This window comes from Mesorhizobium sp. M1169 (genome assembly GCF_040318345.1).
In the GTDB taxonomy this organism is placed as follows: Bacteria; Pseudomonadota; Alphaproteobacteria; order Rhizobiales; family Rhizobiaceae; genus Mesorhizobium.
On the sequence record NZ_JAMYME010000042.1, the window covers coordinates 36,407 to 53,165 of the forward strand.

The 16,759-nt window shown below is 61.3% G+C and carries 20 protein-coding genes and 2 pseudogenes; 13 read left to right on the forward strand and 9 right to left on the reverse strand.

Features of this window, described 5'->3' with window-relative positions:
• Window positions 1-343: 343 nt before the first annotated feature.
• From NKH41_RS28175 to NKH41_RS28205, 7 genes are all read right to left on the reverse strand, one after another.
• Window positions 344-781: a DUF982 domain-containing protein gene (locus NKH41_RS28175; RefSeq protein ID WP_502906063.1), complete on the reverse strand. Its 438-nt coding sequence runs from the start codon at window positions 779-781 to the stop codon at window positions 344-346.
• On the reverse strand, window positions 768-1,109 hold the full coding sequence (locus NKH41_RS28180) for a hypothetical protein (protein ID WP_352935050.1): 342 nt from the start codon (window positions 1,107-1,109) through the stop codon (window positions 768-770). Before NKH41_RS28180 ends, NKH41_RS28175 begins: the two co-directional genes overlap by 14 nt.
• The gene (locus NKH41_RS28185; protein ID WP_352935052.1) at window positions 1,084-1,356 is read right to left on the reverse strand and encodes a hypothetical protein; all 273 of its coding nucleotides are present in this window, start codon (window positions 1,354-1,356) and stop codon (window positions 1,084-1,086) included. The genes NKH41_RS28180 and NKH41_RS28185 overlap by 26 nt, the downstream gene beginning before the upstream one ends.
• Window positions 1,357-1,484: 128 nt before the next feature.
• On the reverse strand, window positions 1,485-1,718 hold the full coding sequence (locus tag NKH41_RS28190; RefSeq protein WP_352775003.1) for a hypothetical protein: 234 nt from the start codon (window positions 1,716-1,718) through the stop codon (window positions 1,485-1,487).
• Between the two features lie 122 nt (window positions 1,719-1,840).
• Window positions 1,841-2,128: a DUF982 domain-containing protein gene (locus NKH41_RS28195; protein WP_352472934.1), complete on the reverse strand. Its 288-nt coding sequence runs from the start codon at window positions 2,126-2,128 to the stop codon at window positions 1,841-1,843.
• A 6-nt stretch (window positions 2,129-2,134) separates the two neighbouring features.
• Window positions 2,135-2,368 carry a hypothetical protein gene (locus NKH41_RS28200; protein ID WP_352935055.1) on the reverse strand — a complete coding sequence of 78 codons (234 nt, stop codon included), beginning with the start codon at window positions 2,366-2,368 and terminating at the stop codon, window positions 2,135-2,137.
• A 69-nt stretch (window positions 2,369-2,437) separates the two neighbouring features.
• Window positions 2,438-2,698 carry a hypothetical protein gene (locus NKH41_RS28205; RefSeq protein ID WP_352935058.1) on the reverse strand — a complete coding sequence of 87 codons (261 nt, stop codon included), beginning with the start codon at window positions 2,696-2,698 and terminating at the stop codon, window positions 2,438-2,440.
• Window positions 2,699-2,898: 200 nt separating this feature from the next.
• On the opposite strand from NKH41_RS28205, the gene NKH41_RS28210 reads away from it, so the two are divergent.
• From NKH41_RS28210 to NKH41_RS28245, 8 genes are all read left to right on the forward strand, one after another.
• The gene (locus NKH41_RS28210; protein ID WP_352822509.1) at window positions 2,899-3,051 is read left to right on the forward strand and encodes a DUF6894 family protein; all 153 of its coding nucleotides are present in this window, start codon (window positions 2,899-2,901) and stop codon (window positions 3,049-3,051) included.
• A gap of 136 nt (window positions 3,052-3,187) precedes the next feature.
• The gene (locus tag NKH41_RS28215) at window positions 3,188-4,402 is read left to right on the forward strand and encodes an ROK family transcriptional regulator (protein ID WP_352935060.1); all 1,215 of its coding nucleotides are present in this window, start codon (window positions 3,188-3,190) and stop codon (window positions 4,400-4,402) included.
• Window positions 4,399-5,658: a M20 family metallopeptidase gene (locus NKH41_RS28220; protein WP_352935063.1), complete on the forward strand. Its 1,260-nt coding sequence runs from the start codon at window positions 4,399-4,401 to the stop codon at window positions 5,656-5,658. The genes NKH41_RS28215 and NKH41_RS28220 overlap by 4 nt, the downstream gene beginning before the upstream one ends.
• Before the next feature lie 33 nt (window positions 5,659-5,691).
• Window positions 5,692-6,753: a substrate-binding domain-containing protein gene (locus tag NKH41_RS28225; RefSeq protein ID WP_352935066.1), complete on the forward strand. Its 1,062-nt coding sequence runs from the start codon at window positions 5,692-5,694 to the stop codon at window positions 6,751-6,753.
• 59 nt (window positions 6,754-6,812) lie between these two features.
• Window positions 6,813-7,874 carry a substrate-binding domain-containing protein gene (locus NKH41_RS28230; RefSeq protein WP_352935069.1) on the forward strand — a complete coding sequence of 354 codons (1,062 nt, stop codon included), beginning with the start codon at window positions 6,813-6,815 and terminating at the stop codon, window positions 7,872-7,874.
• A gap of 35 nt (window positions 7,875-7,909) precedes the next feature.
• A complete protein-coding gene (locus tag NKH41_RS28235) occupies window positions 7,910-8,884 on the forward strand; it encodes an ABC transporter permease (protein WP_352935072.1) in 975 nt (324 codons plus the stop codon).
• 12 nt (window positions 8,885-8,896) lie between these two features.
• Window positions 8,897-10,096 (forward strand): alanine racemase, encoded by a 1,200-nt coding sequence (locus tag NKH41_RS28240; protein WP_352472943.1) that lies wholly within the window; start codon window positions 8,897-8,899, stop codon window positions 10,094-10,096.
• 9 nt (window positions 10,097-10,105) lie between these two features.
• Window positions 10,106-10,858 carry an ATP-binding cassette domain-containing protein gene (locus tag NKH41_RS28245; RefSeq protein ID WP_352458022.1) on the forward strand — a complete coding sequence of 251 codons (753 nt, stop codon included), beginning with the start codon at window positions 10,106-10,108 and terminating at the stop codon, window positions 10,856-10,858.
• A gap of 104 nt (window positions 10,859-10,962) precedes the next feature.
• Here the strand turns inward: NKH41_RS28245 and NKH41_RS28250 are convergent, their stop codons facing one another.
• Window positions 10,963-13,353 (reverse strand): thiamine pyrophosphate-binding protein, encoded by a 2,391-nt coding sequence (locus NKH41_RS28250; RefSeq protein WP_352935075.1) that lies wholly within the window; start codon window positions 13,351-13,353, stop codon window positions 10,963-10,965.
• A 128-nt stretch (window positions 13,354-13,481) separates the two neighbouring features.
• On the opposite strand from NKH41_RS28250, the gene NKH41_RS28255 reads away from it, so the two are divergent.
• Together NKH41_RS28255 and NKH41_RS34265 are read left to right on the forward strand one after the other, a co-directional pair.
• Window positions 13,482-13,955, forward strand: coding sequence for an Lrp/AsnC family transcriptional regulator (locus NKH41_RS28255; protein ID WP_352935078.1), 474 nt, complete (start codon window positions 13,482-13,484; stop codon window positions 13,953-13,955).
• 252 nt (window positions 13,956-14,207) lie between these two features.
• Window positions 14,208-14,687: a carboxymuconolactone decarboxylase family protein gene (locus NKH41_RS34265; protein ID WP_502898819.1), complete on the forward strand. Its 480-nt coding sequence runs from the start codon at window positions 14,208-14,210 to the stop codon at window positions 14,685-14,687.
• A gap of 441 nt (window positions 14,688-15,128) precedes the next feature.
• Here NKH41_RS34265 and NKH41_RS28265 read toward each other — a convergent pair.
• Window positions 15,129-15,566 (reverse strand): annotated as a pseudogene (locus NKH41_RS28265) (ATP-binding protein); the annotation flags it as partial.
• Window positions 15,567-15,614: 48 nt separating this feature from the next.
• On the opposite strand from NKH41_RS28265, the pseudogene NKH41_RS28270 reads away from it, so the two are divergent.
• The 3 genes and pseudogenes from NKH41_RS28270 to NKH41_RS28280 form a co-directional block, all read left to right on the forward strand.
• Window positions 15,615-15,910, forward strand: a pseudogene (locus tag NKH41_RS28270) (hypothetical protein).
• The gene (locus NKH41_RS28275; RefSeq protein ID WP_352774978.1) at window positions 15,900-16,490 is read left to right on the forward strand and encodes a type II toxin-antitoxin system VapC family toxin; all 591 of its coding nucleotides are present in this window, start codon (window positions 15,900-15,902) and stop codon (window positions 16,488-16,490) included. Before NKH41_RS28270 ends, NKH41_RS28275 begins: the two are co-directional and overlap by 11 nt.
• A 120-nt stretch (window positions 16,491-16,610) precedes the next feature.
• On the forward strand, window positions 16,611-16,759 hold a 149-nt coding region (locus NKH41_RS28280), incomplete at its 3' end, for an ArsR/SmtB family transcription factor (RefSeq protein ID WP_352935081.1).

Here is a 16,759-nt window from a genome sequence, read left to right on the forward strand (position 1 = left end):
TCCGAAAGGCAGCTTCCTTCTTCAGCAGAAGGCCCCCAAGCTAATTGTCGTCACCACCTTCGACCCGCGATGAGAGCGGCGGCTTCCACGCAGCCTATGGGCCAGCCGAGCAGCAGACCGAAGACCGAGCGATAAAGGACCGCCAAAGCTCTGGCGACCAAACATACCGGTGACGTTGCGGGGTCGCGTGATGCTAACCCGGCGCTGGGCGAATACGGCGAGCCAACGACGCTCTTTGGTTCGGGGCGACGTGCCCGACATGGAGTGACGATTAGGCCGGTATCCCAACGCTCCCCTGAAATTCTCCTCAGGGGTAGTCGAGGGGCACAGGGACACAGGAGACCTAACCAGAGGAGCGTAACACCCCTCCTCCTTGGCAGCAGCCTCGAAAGCCTGACGGACCTCTTCCACAGTTCTGAAGGGCTTCTACGCTTGCACAGCCCTCCTCCACTTGGGTCCCATCTTGGTCCACTTCATAAGTTCCTCGGCGGCACCCTCGACATTGTTGCACCCGTCGGTGGCCCAACGTCGGTCGGTCTTGACGTACACCGAGGGGAGAACCAATGGGTTGCCATGGGTGGAAATTAGAGGGGACTTCCTCGGTAACCAGCTTCCGGTCGCGAGTTTTGATAAACTTCCAATCACCAGCTCTAATCAGAGGCGACCGTAACGTCCCCTCCTCCTCGGCAGCAGCCAGGAATGCCTTACGAGCCTCCTCAGGTTCCATCTCGTCGAATATCGCGGCCATACAAATGCGCACCGCGAGCTCACCAAGGGCCACGCTTCGTGCACTTCGTCAGCTCCTCGCCGGCCGTCTCGGCGTTGTTGACGTGGTGGATGATCCCGGAACGCTCGGTCTTGACGAGGACCGGAGGGGAGAACCAATGGGTTGCCATGAGCGGAAATGTAGGGCGAGGAATTTCGTCGGCCGATTCTTGCTTCCGCAGCTCAAACTCTTCTGAAAGCTCCCGCGCCAGCGCGGCAAGCGTCGGTGTCAGAGTTGGTTCGCCTACAAACCTTAGGAGCCTGCGCAGCTTCCGGCAGTAGCCTTCCGAACTGATCGTCCCCCGGAAGGCACGTCCCCTACGCAGCATGGCCATAAGGGTCACTGAAGGTTCCTTCTGGTTCGTCGAAGGCCATAGAAACCCGCGCTGCCAAAGTGGTGGCGCTCCAATCAGCCTCGACCTGCTCTCGCCGCTCAAGCTCCTGCAACAATGCAGCAAGGGACGCCGGCAGCTTCTCGTCGACTTCGAGACCAAGCCTGTTGCGGAGCATCTGACGATTATCTTCTGAGCTGATCAGCCGTTGAAAGGCTGTCCCTGCTGTTGGCGTGCCGGCATAAGGTCGTTCCCACATTCGGTTTGAAACACTTTCGTTGCGAAAGGGTTCCGAAGGGGATGCGAATAATTTGGTGGGTGCTCGCGCGAAATTCCCCGTGCCCCTCTCGATCCCATAGACGGTTGAACCAATGGGTTGCCATGCGGCTATTCGCGAAGATCGAACGCGACGAACAGGCCAAAGGCTGGTGCAACATCAACAACAAGAGCGACCAGCTCGCAGTCACTTGCCACCAGATGTGGCCCGTCACGGCGCACCGCCGCGATAGTGTCTTTGACGGAGATGATGATGATTTGGCCGCGCCGGGCTTGTAAGATCAGCTCTTCAACAAGCTCATGTGCAGTCACTTTGCGGGGTCGGCAGTTCGTCAGAACGTTCATCCGAAGGCCTCCCACCTCAGCGAGAACCCAAGTGGGAATTTATGGATCACTCCACGGAAAAATCAATGTTCGAATCGTACTGAATAAAGGACTGAATCTTTAGGAGAAATTTTCCCCTCGTCCTACGGGGAAAGATACATCTTGGCTTCCTTGGCGGCAGCCTCGAAGGCCTTTCGTACCACCTGAGGGTCAATCGGATCGCCCTCTAGATCTGACAGGCAGAGGGTCACCGCCTTATGCCAGCGAGGTCCTCTGCGGGTCCACCTCTTGAGCTGCTCAAGGGCTGCCCTCGCATTGTCGCAGCCATGCCTGTCGCCGGTTTCAGTCTTCACGAACACCGGAGGGACGAACCAATGGGTTGCCATGAGGGGTAAGTAGGGCGGCACGAACCCGCCGACCATCCGAATCATGGTAGGTCATGCTCGGTCCCTTCTCGGCAGGGAGCGGGCAACAAACCGAAGGTGTTCATAGAGAACGGCCTCGTCGAACTCGCCGTCCGAGAAGAGTGCCATTGCGCTCACGCCCAGGCGCTCCGCCTGCTCGCTTCCTACTGGAATGCCTTGCTCGGCGCATACACGATCAAAGACCTGCTTCAACAGAATCAGGTCGCCAGGATAGGCAGTACCACTAGTTGAGCTGCTGCTGGTCATAGGCTGTCACCATTGGGGCGGACGCGCGGTGGGCTCTCCTGCCAGAGCCGAATGCCCAAACCCTAACCTTCAAGTCGCGCGACTCAGAGCAGTTGAAACTACAGCCGCTTCCGTTCCCGGCAGTTCGAACAGCATGGGCAGATGGCGACACTCGGCTTCGTCCACGATCAGCTCCTCGATAGTCGCGATGGAAAGATGGCTTTTGAGGCGCAGCCGGACAACCGCCGCGAGTTTGTGAACGGGGACCGGTACCGACCCGGCGTGATGGGCTAGCAGAGTATTGATCTCAGCAACTACCTTTGGATCGACGGCGTGGGGCAATGGCAGCATGAGAGCACTCCTTTCGGAAGTAACTCTAAGCGGATCAGGGCGATGAGTCTGGCCGCGTACGTTTTTAACCAAATACGCGGACATCATTGGACGTCAGATCACGCTCGTTAGCGGCTGCGTGCATTAGAGCGGCGGGGCGCCGGCTGCATAGCCAATCGTGAAGCAAGATAACCTTTCCCGCATTTATTGTGTTTGTAGGGATGCCTCGCTTTTTCTTCGACTTCACCGATACCGGGCAAGTCTTCCCCGACGTCGAAGGCACAGATCTGCCAGACCTCGAAGCTGCAAAACAAGAGGCGGTAAGAGCCTTGGTCGAAATCACCAAAGATAAACTGCCGCAATTGGTGCGGTGACGACCAACCTCCTGCATGGCCCGGTGGCCTCGCATATGCGTCGGTTGCCCGCCGGTGAAGAGCCTGAGCGGCCAGTTGACGGCCGTCGAAAATGACTATTAAGTTCGGTCATAGAACGAATTAATCGGAGCTGCTGTTGAACGACCTGCCGCGCATTTCTCGTCAGTTCTCCCAGCGCTCCGTCATGGAGGCGATCGTGCAAGGTGGGCCGATCTCGCGCGCTTCGATCGCAAAACAGACCGGCTTGTCCAAGCAGACAATCTCCGAGATCGTCAGGACGCTCGAGCAGGAAGGCTGGGTGCAGGAGACAGGGCGCACGAGCGGACATGTCGGACGCACGGCTGTCACTTACGAACTCGTATTTGACGCGGCCTACATCGCGGCCGTCGACCTCGGCGGTGCCAAAGTCCGGGTCGCGCTCACCGATCTTGCCTGCCAGATATTCGCGGAGGAAACGGCGCCGACCGATCCTCGGGGCGGACAGTTCATCGTCGACCAGATCGTGGATCTAGCGCTTCAGGCGGCCGAGAGGCACCGAATCTCGCGCACAAAGATAAGGCTGGCGGTGATTGGTGTTCCCGGTGCACCCGACAAGAAGACGGGCCGCGTTCTGCTTGCCCCGAATATTGCCGGCTTTGGCACGATGAATGTCGTTCGCGCTTTCGAGCAGGCATTCGGGTTTCATGTGATGATCGAGAACGATGTCAATCTGGCGGTGCTCGGCGAGAACTGGCAGGGGTGCGGCCGCGGTATCGACAATCTCGCCTTCATAGCGCTGGGTACTGGTATCGGCAGCGGCCTCATGGTTGGAGGCAATCTGGTGCGGGGCGCCAGCAATGCAGCCGGCGAGATGGGCTTTTTGCCGATTGGCGCCGATCCTTTCGCGCCGACATCGTTGCGCGCCGGCGCTTTCGAGCGCGTGGTCGCAACCAACGCCATGGTTGAACGCTACGCAACGCTGACGGGCAACATCGTCAACGTGCCGACGATTTTCCACAGTGCATCGGCTGGAGACAGGCATGCCGCGACGGTACTCGACGAAACCGCGCGCTACCTCGCACAAGGCATTGTGGCCATAGCGGCAATTGCCAATCCGCAAAAGGTCGTCCTCGGCGGCTCGATCGGGCTGCGGCCGGAAATCCTGTTGCGCGTTAGGGACCTGCTGCCGCGCTGCTTCCCCTACCCTATCGCCGTTGAGGCCAGCGAACTCGGGTCGCGGGCAGCGCTCATCGGCGCTGCCGCGATCGGGCTCGGCCAGTTGCACAACACACTGTTCGGCGTCGACGCGCCCGACGGACGCATTTCGCTTCCCCCAGCCAGTTCGGCCGTGCTGCGCGAGGCCACGCTATGACTGTCTCAAAGGACATCACCACTCGCTTGCGCGCGGCCCTCGATTGCGACGCAGCGGTTGAGCTTCTGCAGGGGGCAATCGGCCGCGAAAGCATAACCGGTCACGAAGAAAACTTTGTCGCCTTCCTTGAAGACCGGATGCGCGTGCTTGGCTTGAGCGGAATTCGGCGCGCGGAATTCGCGCCCGGCCGGCCCAACCTCTGGGGTGAGCGCAAAGGTGCCGGCGCCGGCAAGCGGCTGCTCTTCATCGGCCACACCGATACGGTCCATGTCGAGGGCTGGCGCGAGCACTGGACTGGCACCGCCAAGCAGGATCCGTTTGCCGCGCCAATGATCGACGGGCAGATCTGGGGCCGCGGCGCCGGCGACCTCAAGGCCGGCATCTGCTCCGCGCTGTCGGCACTCTTTCTGCTCGACTCCGCCGACATCCAACTGGCCGGCGACGTTGCCTTTGCCTTCGTCGGCGACGAGGAGAGCGGCCAGCCTGGAACCGGCGTCTCCGCCGGCATCAAGGACTTCGTCGGCCGCATCGAGAGAGGCGAAGTCGTGGCGCCCGATTTCGTCGTCTATGTGGAGCCTACCCGCCTTTCGGTTTATCCGGCCCAAATTGGCTTCTTCATTACCGATATCACCATCACCGGACGATCAGCCTATTTCGGCGTACCCGAACTCGGCAAGGATGCCTTGCGTGCAAGCCACGCCGTCATGAGCGCGCTGTGGAAGCATTCGGAAGATGTTGCAACAAGAGCCGAGCACCCGCTGATTGGGCGTGGCTTCCTGCTGATCACCGGCCTTGCGGGCGGCGGCTACATCGCGGTGCCCGAACGCTGCACGTTGTCGCTGATCCGCAAGCTGTTACCCGGCGAGTCGCTGGACGAGGCCGCCGCCGAAATCGAGGCAGTGGTGCGCGGCGCCATCACCGATCCCGAAATCATGTTGGCGTTCGCCTATCCGGCCGGTCGCGATCATCCGCTCGGGGGTAACGCCGCCGAGATTGCACCTGACAGGCCGGAGGTCGGCGCTCTTGCTGCCGCCATGGCCCGATCGATGGCTGGTCGCGGCGCCATCGAAGGCGCGCCATTCTGGTCAGAGTCATCATTTTTCACCAACCGGCTCGGCATCCCCGCCGTGTACTGCGCGCCAGGCGACATTCGCAACTGCCACACCTTCAACGAACACGTCGATGTCGAGGAATATCTGGCCGGCGTCGTCGGCTTCGCCCGGTTCATGGTGGAGTATTGCGGCGTTACGGAATGAAGGACAACTGAGAGCGAAAATGGGAGAACTATCATGCTGATAGACAGACTTGTTGCTACAGCACTTGCAGGTAGCCTGATGCTCATGGCCGGTGGAGCCGGCGCACAGACAATGGGACCGAGCGGCGAGACGGCGACACCCAGCGCCGAGGTTAGATTGTCGGATGCAGACCTGGCCGCAGTAAAGGAGAAGGGCTACAAGGCCGCGCTGCTGTGGCACACCTCCTCCGACTTCACCAATGCGGTCACGTCCGGTGCCAAGGATGAATTTGCCCGTGCCGGCATTCAAATCGTCGCCACCACCGACGCGGGCTTTGACGCCGCGCGCCAGCGCAGCGACATCGAAACCGCGCTCGCGGCGAAGCCAAACGTCATCCTGTCACTGCCCCTTGATCCGGTCACTTCGGCCGAGGCGTTCCGTCAGGCGCTCACCGACGGCACCAAGCTGGTATTCCTTTCCAATCTGCCGAAAGGCTACAAGCACGGAACCGACTATGCCGCCATCGTCACTGACGACCTGTTCCAGATGGGCAAGCAGGCGGCCGATGCACTGGCCAAGGCGCTCGATGGCAAGGGCAAGGTCGGCTACATCTTCCACGACGCCAGTTACTATGTGACGAACCAGCGCGACCAGGCTTTCAAGACAACGATCGAGAAGGATTATCCCGGCATCAAGATCGTCGCCGAGCAGGGGATCTCCGATCCGGCGCGGGCAGAAGAGCTGGCCAGCGCGATGCTCGTGCAGCATCCCGATCTTGACGGCATCTACGTCACCTGGGCCGAACCGGCCGACGGCGTGCTGTCGGCCTTGCGGGCAAGCGGAAACACCAAGACCAAGATTGTCACGCTCGACCTCGCCGAACCGGTGGCGCTCGATATGGTCAAGGGCGGCAATGTGACCGCACTGGTGGCCGACAAGGCCTATGAGCTCGGCCGCGCCATGGCCGCTGTCGGCGTCAAGGCGCTGCTCGGCCAGGAGACCCCGGCCTTCGTCGTTGCCCCGGCGCTTACCGTGACCAAGCAGAACGTTGCGCAGGGCTGGAAGGATTCGTTGAACCGCGACGCGCCGCAATCGGTGCTCGACGCGGCCAAATGACAGGGCAATGCCCGGCGGCCAATCAGGGTTGCCGACATCATAAAAACAAGGGGAATGACATGCGCATAGCAATTGGAATGTTGTCGGCACTGGTAGCACTCGTCGCCGCCAACGCCTTGGCAGCCGAGGGCACCACCACGGGACCGAACGGGGAAAAGCCGACGCCGGCAAAGAGCGTCGTGCTCACACCAGCTGAGGAGCAGCAGATCAAGGACGGCAAATACACCGCCGCGCTGGTCTGGCATGAGATGAGCGAATACACCAACGCGGTGAACAGCGGCGCCCAGGACGAGTTGAAGCGGCTCGGCATCACGATCGTCGCTCAGACCGACGCCGGCTTTGATGCGGCCCGTCAGAAATCCGACGTCGAGACAGTACTCGCCAAAAGGCCCTCTATTATACTGTCCCTACCGGTCGATCCCGCGAGTGCGGGCACCGTATATGATCCTGCGCGCCAGGCCGGCGTGAAATTGGGATTCGTCGACAATTCGCCGGCAGGCTACGTTCACGACAAGGACTATGTGACCATCGTTTCGGACGACCTTTTCCAGATGGGCAACAAGGCCGGGATCGCAATGGCCGACGCGCTCGGCAAGCAGGGCAAGGTCGGCTACATCTTTCACGATGCCGATTTCTACGTCACCAACCAGCGTGACGGAGCATTCAAGCACACGATCGAGCAGGACTATCCCGACATGAAGATCGTGGCCGAGGCCGGAATGGCCGACCCCGCGCGCAGCGAGGAAATCGCGCAGGCGATGATCACACAGCACCCGGACCTCGACGGTATCTATGTCACCTGGGCTGAGCCGGCGCTTAGCGTGCTGTCCACTTTGCGGGCGGCCGGCAACAGCCACACCAAGATCGTCACGCTCGACCTGAACGAACCGGCGGCACTGGACATGGTGAAAGGCGGCAACGTTGCGGCACTCATCGCAGACGAAGCCTACGACATCGGCGTGACGCTGGCGCGCGCCACGGCCGCCTCGTTGATCGGCAAGAAGGCCGCGCCGTTCATCGTGGTCGATTCCCTCGCCGTCACCAAGGACACTGTCAAGGACGGGTGGAAGCGGTCCCTCAACAAGGACGTGCCCGCGACCATCGCGGCCGCCATGAAATAGCGGCGGACAATGGCGCCCCGCCGGAGGAAGTGAGAATGTCGAGTGTCAACACCAGCCCCGGCCGGGCAGCGAGCTTGGTCAGCCGCTTCAACCTGCAGCAATATGTCGTCTATCTCGGATTTCTGGCGATCTTTCTGTTCTTCGCGATCGTACTGAAGGACAGCGGTTTTCTGACGGTCCGCAACCTGTCGAACATCGTGCTGCAGACGGCACCCGTGACGATCATGGCGATCGGCCTTGTCTTTGTCATGTCGGCTGGCGAGATTGATCTTTCGATAGGTTCGATCGTTGCCGTGGCAGCCCTTGCCGCCGCGGTGGCGATAAACGCCTACGGCTTGGTGGCTGGGGTGCTGGCCGGCCTCGGCGCCGGCCTGCTGATCGGCCTGCTCAACGGCGCCCTCGTGGCTTACGTCAAGTTGCCTTCATTCCTGGTAACGCTGGCGACGCTCGGGCTGTTTGCCGGCGTATCTCGCTCGATGACCGATTTGCGGTCGATCCCGGTCACCAACGACGCCTTCACCGGTTTCTTCGGCTCGGGTTCTTTGCTGGGTGTTCCGTCTTTGATCTGGTGGACGGTAATTGCCGTTGCGATCGCGCATCTCGTCTTTCGCGAGACGCGCTTCGGCGCCCATGTGCTGGCCACCGGCGACAACAGCCGTGCCGCCAGTGTTTCCGGCATCAGCGTGGCGCAGATAAGGCTTGCCGTTCTGACCACAAGCGGCGGGCTCGCCGGCCTTGCCGGGCTGCTCTATGCGGGCCGGCTGCAGGCTGCGAAATACACGCTCGGCGAAACCGACCTTATGACGGTGATAGCGGCCGTCATTGTCGGCGGAACCCTGCTTAACGGCGGCAAGGGATCGATTGTCGGTGCGCTGGTGGGCTCGCTGATGATGGGCATGCTGAACAACGGCCTCATCCTGATGGGCCTGTCCGTCTCCGACCAGATGATCGTGCGCGGCTTGATCATTCTTGCGGCCGTCGCCGTATCGCTGCGCGAAAAGTCCCGTTGAAGGAGTTTTGTCATGTTCCTCGATGTTCTGCGGCGCCGCAATCCGAGCTTTATAGAAAGCGCCATGCGCCTGCACCAGGAAGGAAAGCTGCCGGCTAATTCCTATGTGCTCGACCTCGATGCCGTCGAAAGCAATGCCCGGGTCCTGAAGCGCGAGGCCGACCGGTTCGGCCTGAAGATTTTCGCCATGACCAAGCAGGTCGGCCGCGCCAGTTCGTTCTGCCATGCGCTCAAGCGTGGCGGCATCGATCAGGCCGTCGCCGTCGACATGGCCTGCGCGCGGGCAACGCACAGAGCAGGCCTGAGGCTCGGTCATCTTGGCCACCTGCAGCAGATCGCAAGGCACGAGGCCAATGCGGCGGCCAAAACGTTCAGGCCGGACTATTGGACCGTCTTCAACGACACCAAGGCTGAAGAAGCCGCTGCCGGCGCAAGGCTCGCCGGGTACACGCAAAACCTGCTTGCCCGCATCCGCGCCGATGGTGACGTTTTCTACCGCGGCCACGAAGGTGGTTTTGAGGCGGCTGATATCGCCGCGGTCGCCGAAAAACTGGATGGTCTCGACGGCGGACGGTTCGCTGGCATCACCACCTTCCCGGCGCTGTTGTTCGACCAGACCACGCGAACGGTCCTGCCGACACACAATCTGGCGACACTGGGCAGAGCTGCCGAAGCGCTCGCCAAGTCCGGTCGCAGCGACATAGAGGTGAACGCGCCCGGCACAACGTCGAGTGTCCTGCTTGGCGCGCTGGCCGAAGCCGGCGCCACGCAATGTGAACCGGGCAATGGCTTGGCCGGCACCACTGCGCTGCACGTCATGGAAGATCTGCCGGAGCTCCCTGCCGTTCTGTATTTGACCGAGGTCTCGCATTTGTCTGGCGGCAAAGCGTACTGCCTGGGTGGCGGCTTCTATATCGATCCGATCTTTCCGGACTATGAGGTGAAGGCAATCGTGTCCGCAGAACCCACCACGGCCGCCGCCGCGCTCAGAAGCGTCGAGGTGCCGCCGCCTGCGGCAATCGACTATTACGCAATGATTGACGCTAGCGGCGCCAATGCGCCACGCTCCGGCGACACGGCGGTGTTCGGCTTTCGCGGCCAGGCGTTCGTGACCCGCGCCTACGTGGTCGGCATCTCCGGTGTCTCAAAGGGGGCGCCCCAAGTCGAAACGATCGAAAACGGTTTTGGCGAAACCGCTGCCTGGCCTGTCTAGGAGCAAGTGATGAACGCGACCACGACCGGCACGCCCCCTGTTTTGCAGCTGCGCGACATCCGCAAGAATTTCGGTGGCCTCACCGCCATCGAAAATTTCTCGCTCGAGCTCTATCCCGGCGAGATAGTGGCGTTGGTCGGCGATAACGGTGCCGGCAAGTCGACGCTGGTCAAGATCGTGACGGGGGTGCATGCTCCGACATCCGGGACGATCATCATCGAGGGGCAGGCGGTGGCAATGTCGAGCGCCACCATGGCGCGCGCGCACGGCATTGAGGTGGTCTATCAGGACTTGGCGCTCGCCGATCAGCAGACCGTCTACATGAACATGTTTCTTGGCCGCGAGCCGGTGAACCGCTTCGGCCTGCTCGACCGACGCCGGATGATCGACGACACCGAAAAGCTGGTGAAGGATCTCGACGTTCGCATTCCATCGGCTCACGCCACCATCCGCGATCTCTCGGGCGGCCAGCGCCAGGGCGTGGCGATTGCGCGCGCCACGCACTGGGCAAGCAAGCTGATCCTGCTCGACGAGCCAACCGCCGCGCTCGGCGTTGCCGAGACCGCCAAGGTCGAGACGATTGTTCTGTCGCTGAAGCAGCGCAACATTGGCGTGCTGATCATCAGCCACAGCCTCGACCAGGTGTTCAGGCTCTCAGATCGGATCTGTGTTCTGCGACGTGGCAAACAGATCGGCGTGCGCAAGACCAGCGAGACCGACAAGAACGAGATCGTCGCCATGATCACCGGGCTTCAGCACTAGCCCGGTCCGACAGAGGCGCGCCGTTCAGACATTGCGTTACCCGAGCAGCGAGTGGCATGATTTCAGATCCACGATCAGGCCTCGGCCACAGAATGTCGTCAGCATCAATCCAGCGCGCGCAGATGGCGGATGGGGCGCCCACCAGCAATCCGGTCGGCGGCTGTGGCTATGGAATTGGCGTCGATGCCGAAGTGGCGGTAAAGGTCGCCGATAGTCCCTGACTGGCCAAAATGCTCGACGCCGAGACTGCGCGTGCGATGGCCGTACACCGAACCCAGCCAGCCGAGTACCGCCGGATGACCGTCGGTGACGGAGACGATGGTGCAATGCGCAGGGAGATCGGCAAACAGCCTTTCGATATGACTTCTGGCGTGAACGAGGCCGCGTTCGCGCGCGCGACTTGCCGCTGTCCAGCCTGCGTTCAAGCGATCGGCCGAAGTCACGGCCAAAAGACCGACGTCGCGACGGTCCTCTGCCATCATGCCGATAGCTTCGATGGCCTCCGGCGCAACCGCGCCGGTATAGGCAACAATCACTTCGGCATTGGGACCCGGAGCCCGCAGCCAGTAGCCCCCGTCGATGATGTCCTGCTCGAGCTGTGGCATCATGGGACGAATGATCTGCTCGACCGGGCGCGTCGAGAGCCGCAGATAGACCGAGCCGCCGGTCTCGTCGCGCAGCCAGGTGCGCTCCGACTGCACGGCGTCGCCGTCGCGCTGCATATAATCCAGCGCAAAGCGCATGATGACGGCGAGCTCGTCGACGAAGGCCGGCTCGTAGGCCGCAAGCCCGTCCTGTGCCATCCCGATCAACGGTGTGGCGATCGACTGATGCGCCCCACCTTCCGGAGCCAATGTGACCCCGGATGGCGTGGCGACCAGCAGGAAGCGCGCATCCTGATAGCAGGCATAGTTGAGCGCATCGAGACCGCGCTGGATGAACGGATCGTAGAGCGTGCCGATCGGCAGCAGCCGTTTGCCGAAAATCGAATGCGACAGCCCAAGTGCCGACAGCAGGATGAACAGATTGTTCTCGGCGATGCCGAGTTCGATGTGCTGGCCGGAGGGGCCGAATTCCCATTTCTGCGCCGAGGCGATGCGTTCGCTGCGGAAAGTGTCGGCGAGTGACTGACGCGCGAACAGGCCGCGCCGGTTGACCCAGGGGCCGAGATTGGTCGAAACCGTGACGTCGGGCGATGCCGTCACGATCGCGTCGGCGAGCGGCCCGCCAGCCCGCGCAATCTCGTCCAGAATTCTGCCGAAGCCGACCTGCGTGGAGACGCTGCCTTTGGCTTCCGCGACGAGACGACCAGGGACCACGATGCGCTGGGCGTGCCGGCGCCGCTGGCCCTTTGCCGCGAACGGAACGGCGTCGAGGAATCGTTGCAGCTCCAGATCCCCAGCAGCCAATCCCTCGAAGGCGTCCCACTCCCGCCCGTCGCCGACCGACATCGAGGCACGAAGGACCGCCATCTGATCCCTGGTCATCAGGCCGGCGTGGTTGTCCTTGTGGCCGGCGAGCGGCAGGCCGAAGCCCTTGATCGTATATGCAATGAAGCATGTCGGTCGATCATTGCCGCGTGCTGTCCCGAAGGCCTCGATCAGGCATGGCAGGTCGTGGCCGCCGAGATTGGTCATCAGCGCGGCGAGCTCGGCATCGGAGCGCCGGTCGAGAAGCGATGCCAGGCCCGGCTTGTCTCCGATGTCGGCGACCAGGCGCTTGCGCCAGGCGCCGCCGCCTTGAAACGTCAGCGCCGAATAGAGCTGGTTCGGGCAGGCCTCGATCCAGGCCTTTAGCGCCTCGCCGCCGGGTTCGGTGAAAGAGGCTTCGATCAGCGAGCCATATTTCAGGATCACGACGTCCCAGCCGAAATTCCGGAAAATGTTTTCGAAGCGTTCCCAAAGGCCTTCGCGAACCACGGCATCGAGGCTCTGTCGGTTGTAGTCGACGATCCACCAGCAGTTGCGCAGGCCGTGTTTCCACCCTTCGAGCAGCGCCTCGAAGATGTTGCCTTCGTCCATCTCGGCATCGCCGATCAGCGCCACCATGCGGCCCTCGGGCATGCTTTCGTCGCGGGCGCCGAGATAATCCTGCACAAGCGAGGCAAACAGTGTCTGCGCGACGCCGAGGCCAACCGAGCCGGTGGAGAAATCGACGTCGTCGACATCCTTGGTCCGCGACGGATAGCTTTGCGCGCCACCGAAGGCGCGAAACCCTTCGAGCTTCTCCCTCGTCTGATTGCCCAGAAGATACTGGACGGCGTGAAACACTGGCGAGGCATGCGGCTTTACCGCGACGCGGTCGTGTGGCCTCAGCACCGAGAAATAAAGCGCGGTCATGATCGTCACCAGCGACGCCGAGGATGCCTGGTGTCCGCCAACCTTCAAGCCGTCCGTATTTTCCCGCAGGTGATTGGCGCTATGGATCATCCATGTCGACAGCCAGAGCACCTTTTTCTCCAGTGCCGAAAGTGCCTCCAGTTTTTGTTTGTCCATGCTGCAAGACTCCCAGTTGCGATGTCTCAATCATAGGGCTGAGCAAAAACCAATTGTCGCTAAACTTGCATGAGATGGGCAGCTGCGTTAGCTGGTTGTGCCAATATCAGCCAATGGAGCAACGTTCGATGCCAAAAAGTCGACTGGACAATATCGACCGAAAGATCATTGCCGCGCTGCAGGTCGATGCCAGGATGACGGCGCAGCAGCTTGCCGAGCGGGTCGGCCTTTCGGCCTCGCCCTGCGCCCGCCGGGTCCGCCTGATGGAGGATATGGGGGTGATCACCGGCTATGCCGCCCTGATCGACCAGGACATGGTCGATCTGCCGATCTCGGTGTTTGCCTCGATCAAGCTTGAGCGCCAGCGCGAGAGCGAGCTGAAGCGGTTCAACGCGGCGATAGCGCGCTGGCCGGAGGTGGTCGATTGCTATCTGATGACTGGCCAGCGCGATTATCTGCTGCGTGTGGTGGTGCGCGACCTGCACGCCTATGAGCGCTTCCTGAAGGAAAAGCTGACGCGGCTCGATGGCGTCTCCTCGATCGAGTCCAGCTTCGCGCTTACGCAGATCAAGCGGTCGAATCGGCTGCCGGTCGAGACATGATTTTTTTCGGACGGACCCGCGTGTCGCAGGTCTTGCAGCAAGTGGGCAATATGGGTTCGGTACGCCTCAACACTGGCTGTGATTTCTGGTGTTTCCGCCGGCTGCAATTGGATCTTATGCGTCATGGTTGCGGCGATTAGATAAAGAATTTTTTGTTGCGCCTCGCGAGCATCGACTGCCTTCCGGCGCATCAGCCGCCGCCGCGCGGATTGCTCAAGAACCTGGCTGACCGCCAAAGCCAACCAGGCCGCAATGGCGCGGGACGTCCACCATTTGGCGGTCCTCTTCCGGGAAAACCGGTCAGAGGCGATCAGAAAAGTGCCGGTGCTGCTCGACATAGCGCGCCATGGCACTGGAGCGGTCTGCAGATTTTGCGCAACGAAGAACGCCGTCTTTCCGGTGCGACGGCGGAACGTCAACCCGGAAGGGACAAGGACAATGCGAGTTGAACCCAAGAAAACGAACCAGGCAGCTTCTGACGCTATGAATGCGCTTTGGGCGCTTGAACACGCGATCTGCAACTGTTGCCTCGAACCGAGTCTGATCGCGCTCGTAAGGATGCGCGCATCCCAGATCAATGGCTGCGCCTACTGCATTCATATGCACACAAGGACGTTCGCGCGCTCGGCGAGACGGAAGAGCGGGCTCTATCTGCTCGATGACTGGCGCAGGGCAGATTCGCTGTACAGCGAGCGCGAACGCGCCGCCCTCGCCTGGACACAGGCCCTTTAGTGACGAAGAGCTCGCCCAGCTGACCTTTCTCACCGGCACCACCAATCTCTGGGACCGTCTCGCTGTCGGCTTCCGATTGGTCCACCCGGAACGCACGAGGCCTACCGACATCAGCCAGGCGCGTTCCTCGTTTGAGCCGGCGAGCGCCAAAGCCCTCTTCATTGCAAACCATTTTCGTCAGGAAAAGGAACTCCAGGAGGAGACCTGAAACGATTTCAAATCCGCACCAGCGGGGCATCGCTCATTTTGAACGGCTTTTCGGCGCCGGAGCCGCCAAGGCTTCGCACGGGCTGCCCAGCTTGGAGCTTTCGGCTTGCCGGCGGAGGATGGGAATGCGTTTCCCGACGCCGGGCACTCGCCGTCCTTTCGCGGTGTGTTTCTGACGGCCCGGCCGTTTACTTCAGTTTGCAGCCTCAACTCATCCCACGCCGCAGCAGCCAACTACGTGAGCTCGTGAATTGTAACGCCGGGAACAACAGCCTTGGCGATCTCGCACAGGTGCTGGTGATGGGTCAGATAAATCACCTGGCCAGCGCTTGCCATCTGACCAAACAACCTGAAAACCTCCTCGGACCGGAAATGGTCGAAGTTCTCCATGATGTCGTCGGCAATGAATGGCACAGAGGGTCGAAACTGGGCGAACTCGTAATATCCGGCAAGCCGCAGGGCCAGGTAGAGCTGAAAACGCGCACCCTTTGAGAGCGCGTCGGCGACCTTGGACTGCCCGTCGCGCTGCAATGCGATGAGGACTTCTCAGCCCTTCACGGGTTGGGTCGCAAGCCCCGAATACTGACCGCGCGTGATGAGTGCGAAAGCGTCAGATGTCCGCTTCATCATCCCGGAGCGATGGTCCCGACGGCCAGCGGCTACTAAGCCTTGCCTATGCGTTCAACGAAATCTATATTCTGTTCAACACAGGAGGTTCTCATGGCTAGGCAGACGCGGACGGCTGCAGAAAGCGAAGCAACGGTCGCATCGACCCGCAATAAACTTGTGCTGGAGCGAGCGAAAGCCGCCGGCCTCCTCGGCGCCGCGAAGAATACCCGTCTTTCGGCGCGGGTGCCCGCGGAGTTGATCGAGGCGGCCAAGAGCGCGCCCATGTCACCTCGGACACGGAGCTGTTGGAACTGGCGCTGTCGCGCCTGGCCCTCGAAGATGACTTTGGCGCCCGCCTGGTCGGACGTAAGGGCAGTATCCCGGCGGACATAGATCTTGGGGTTTGATCTTTCCGAAACCCTCCGATCGCTAAAGCCCCAAAAGCACAACGGAACGCTGAAGCGCAGGGCCGACGACGATCTCCCATGGGTTGCTGACGAACCGGCGATCGGGGGACCGCTGTTTCTGGATACGAGCGTCTATCTGGATGTCCTGCAGGGACGATCGCCGGTTGAAGTCGATACGCTGCTTACCTATCGCCGATGCCACCATTCCGCTGCCTGCCTGTCTGAGCTGACCCAAGCCTTTGGTCAGCTGGACCCTAAGCATGCCTCCACAAAAGCTGTCCTCGAGACGATTGAAGCCACGGTAGAGGACATTCCGGACCACCGACTTCATGCACCGGACGATGCGATCTGGGGACAGGCCGGGATCTTGGCTGGCTTGCTCTTCCGGCTGAGCAATCTGCCCAAGAGGGAGGGGCACGAGCGCCGCTTCCTAAATGACGCCCTCGTGTTCCTGCAGGCGCGTCAGTTGGGTGCGAGCGTGCTGACCGGCAACGTCCGCGATTTTGATTTCCTCACCCAGGTTCTGCCGACGGGACGGATCATCCTCTATCGAGCTCCGCCGGAACGGCGGTCATCATGAACGTCACGGTTGGTCCTCCTGTCGACTGTGAGCGACCATCCCTGTCCGAAAGAGATCGCTCTACGTTCACCCGGATTATCGAGGTTGACAGTGCCGGCCCATCGATTTAAGTTCGCGTTAGTGGCCACTAACGCGAAACACTGGACAGCGCTCGGAGACTCGACGAGGCGCACGATATTCGAACTGTTGGTCGAACAGCCTTGTTCGGTCAGCGGACTTGCTCGTGTGCTGCCTGTAACCAGGCCGGCGGTCTCTCAGCACTTGAAAGT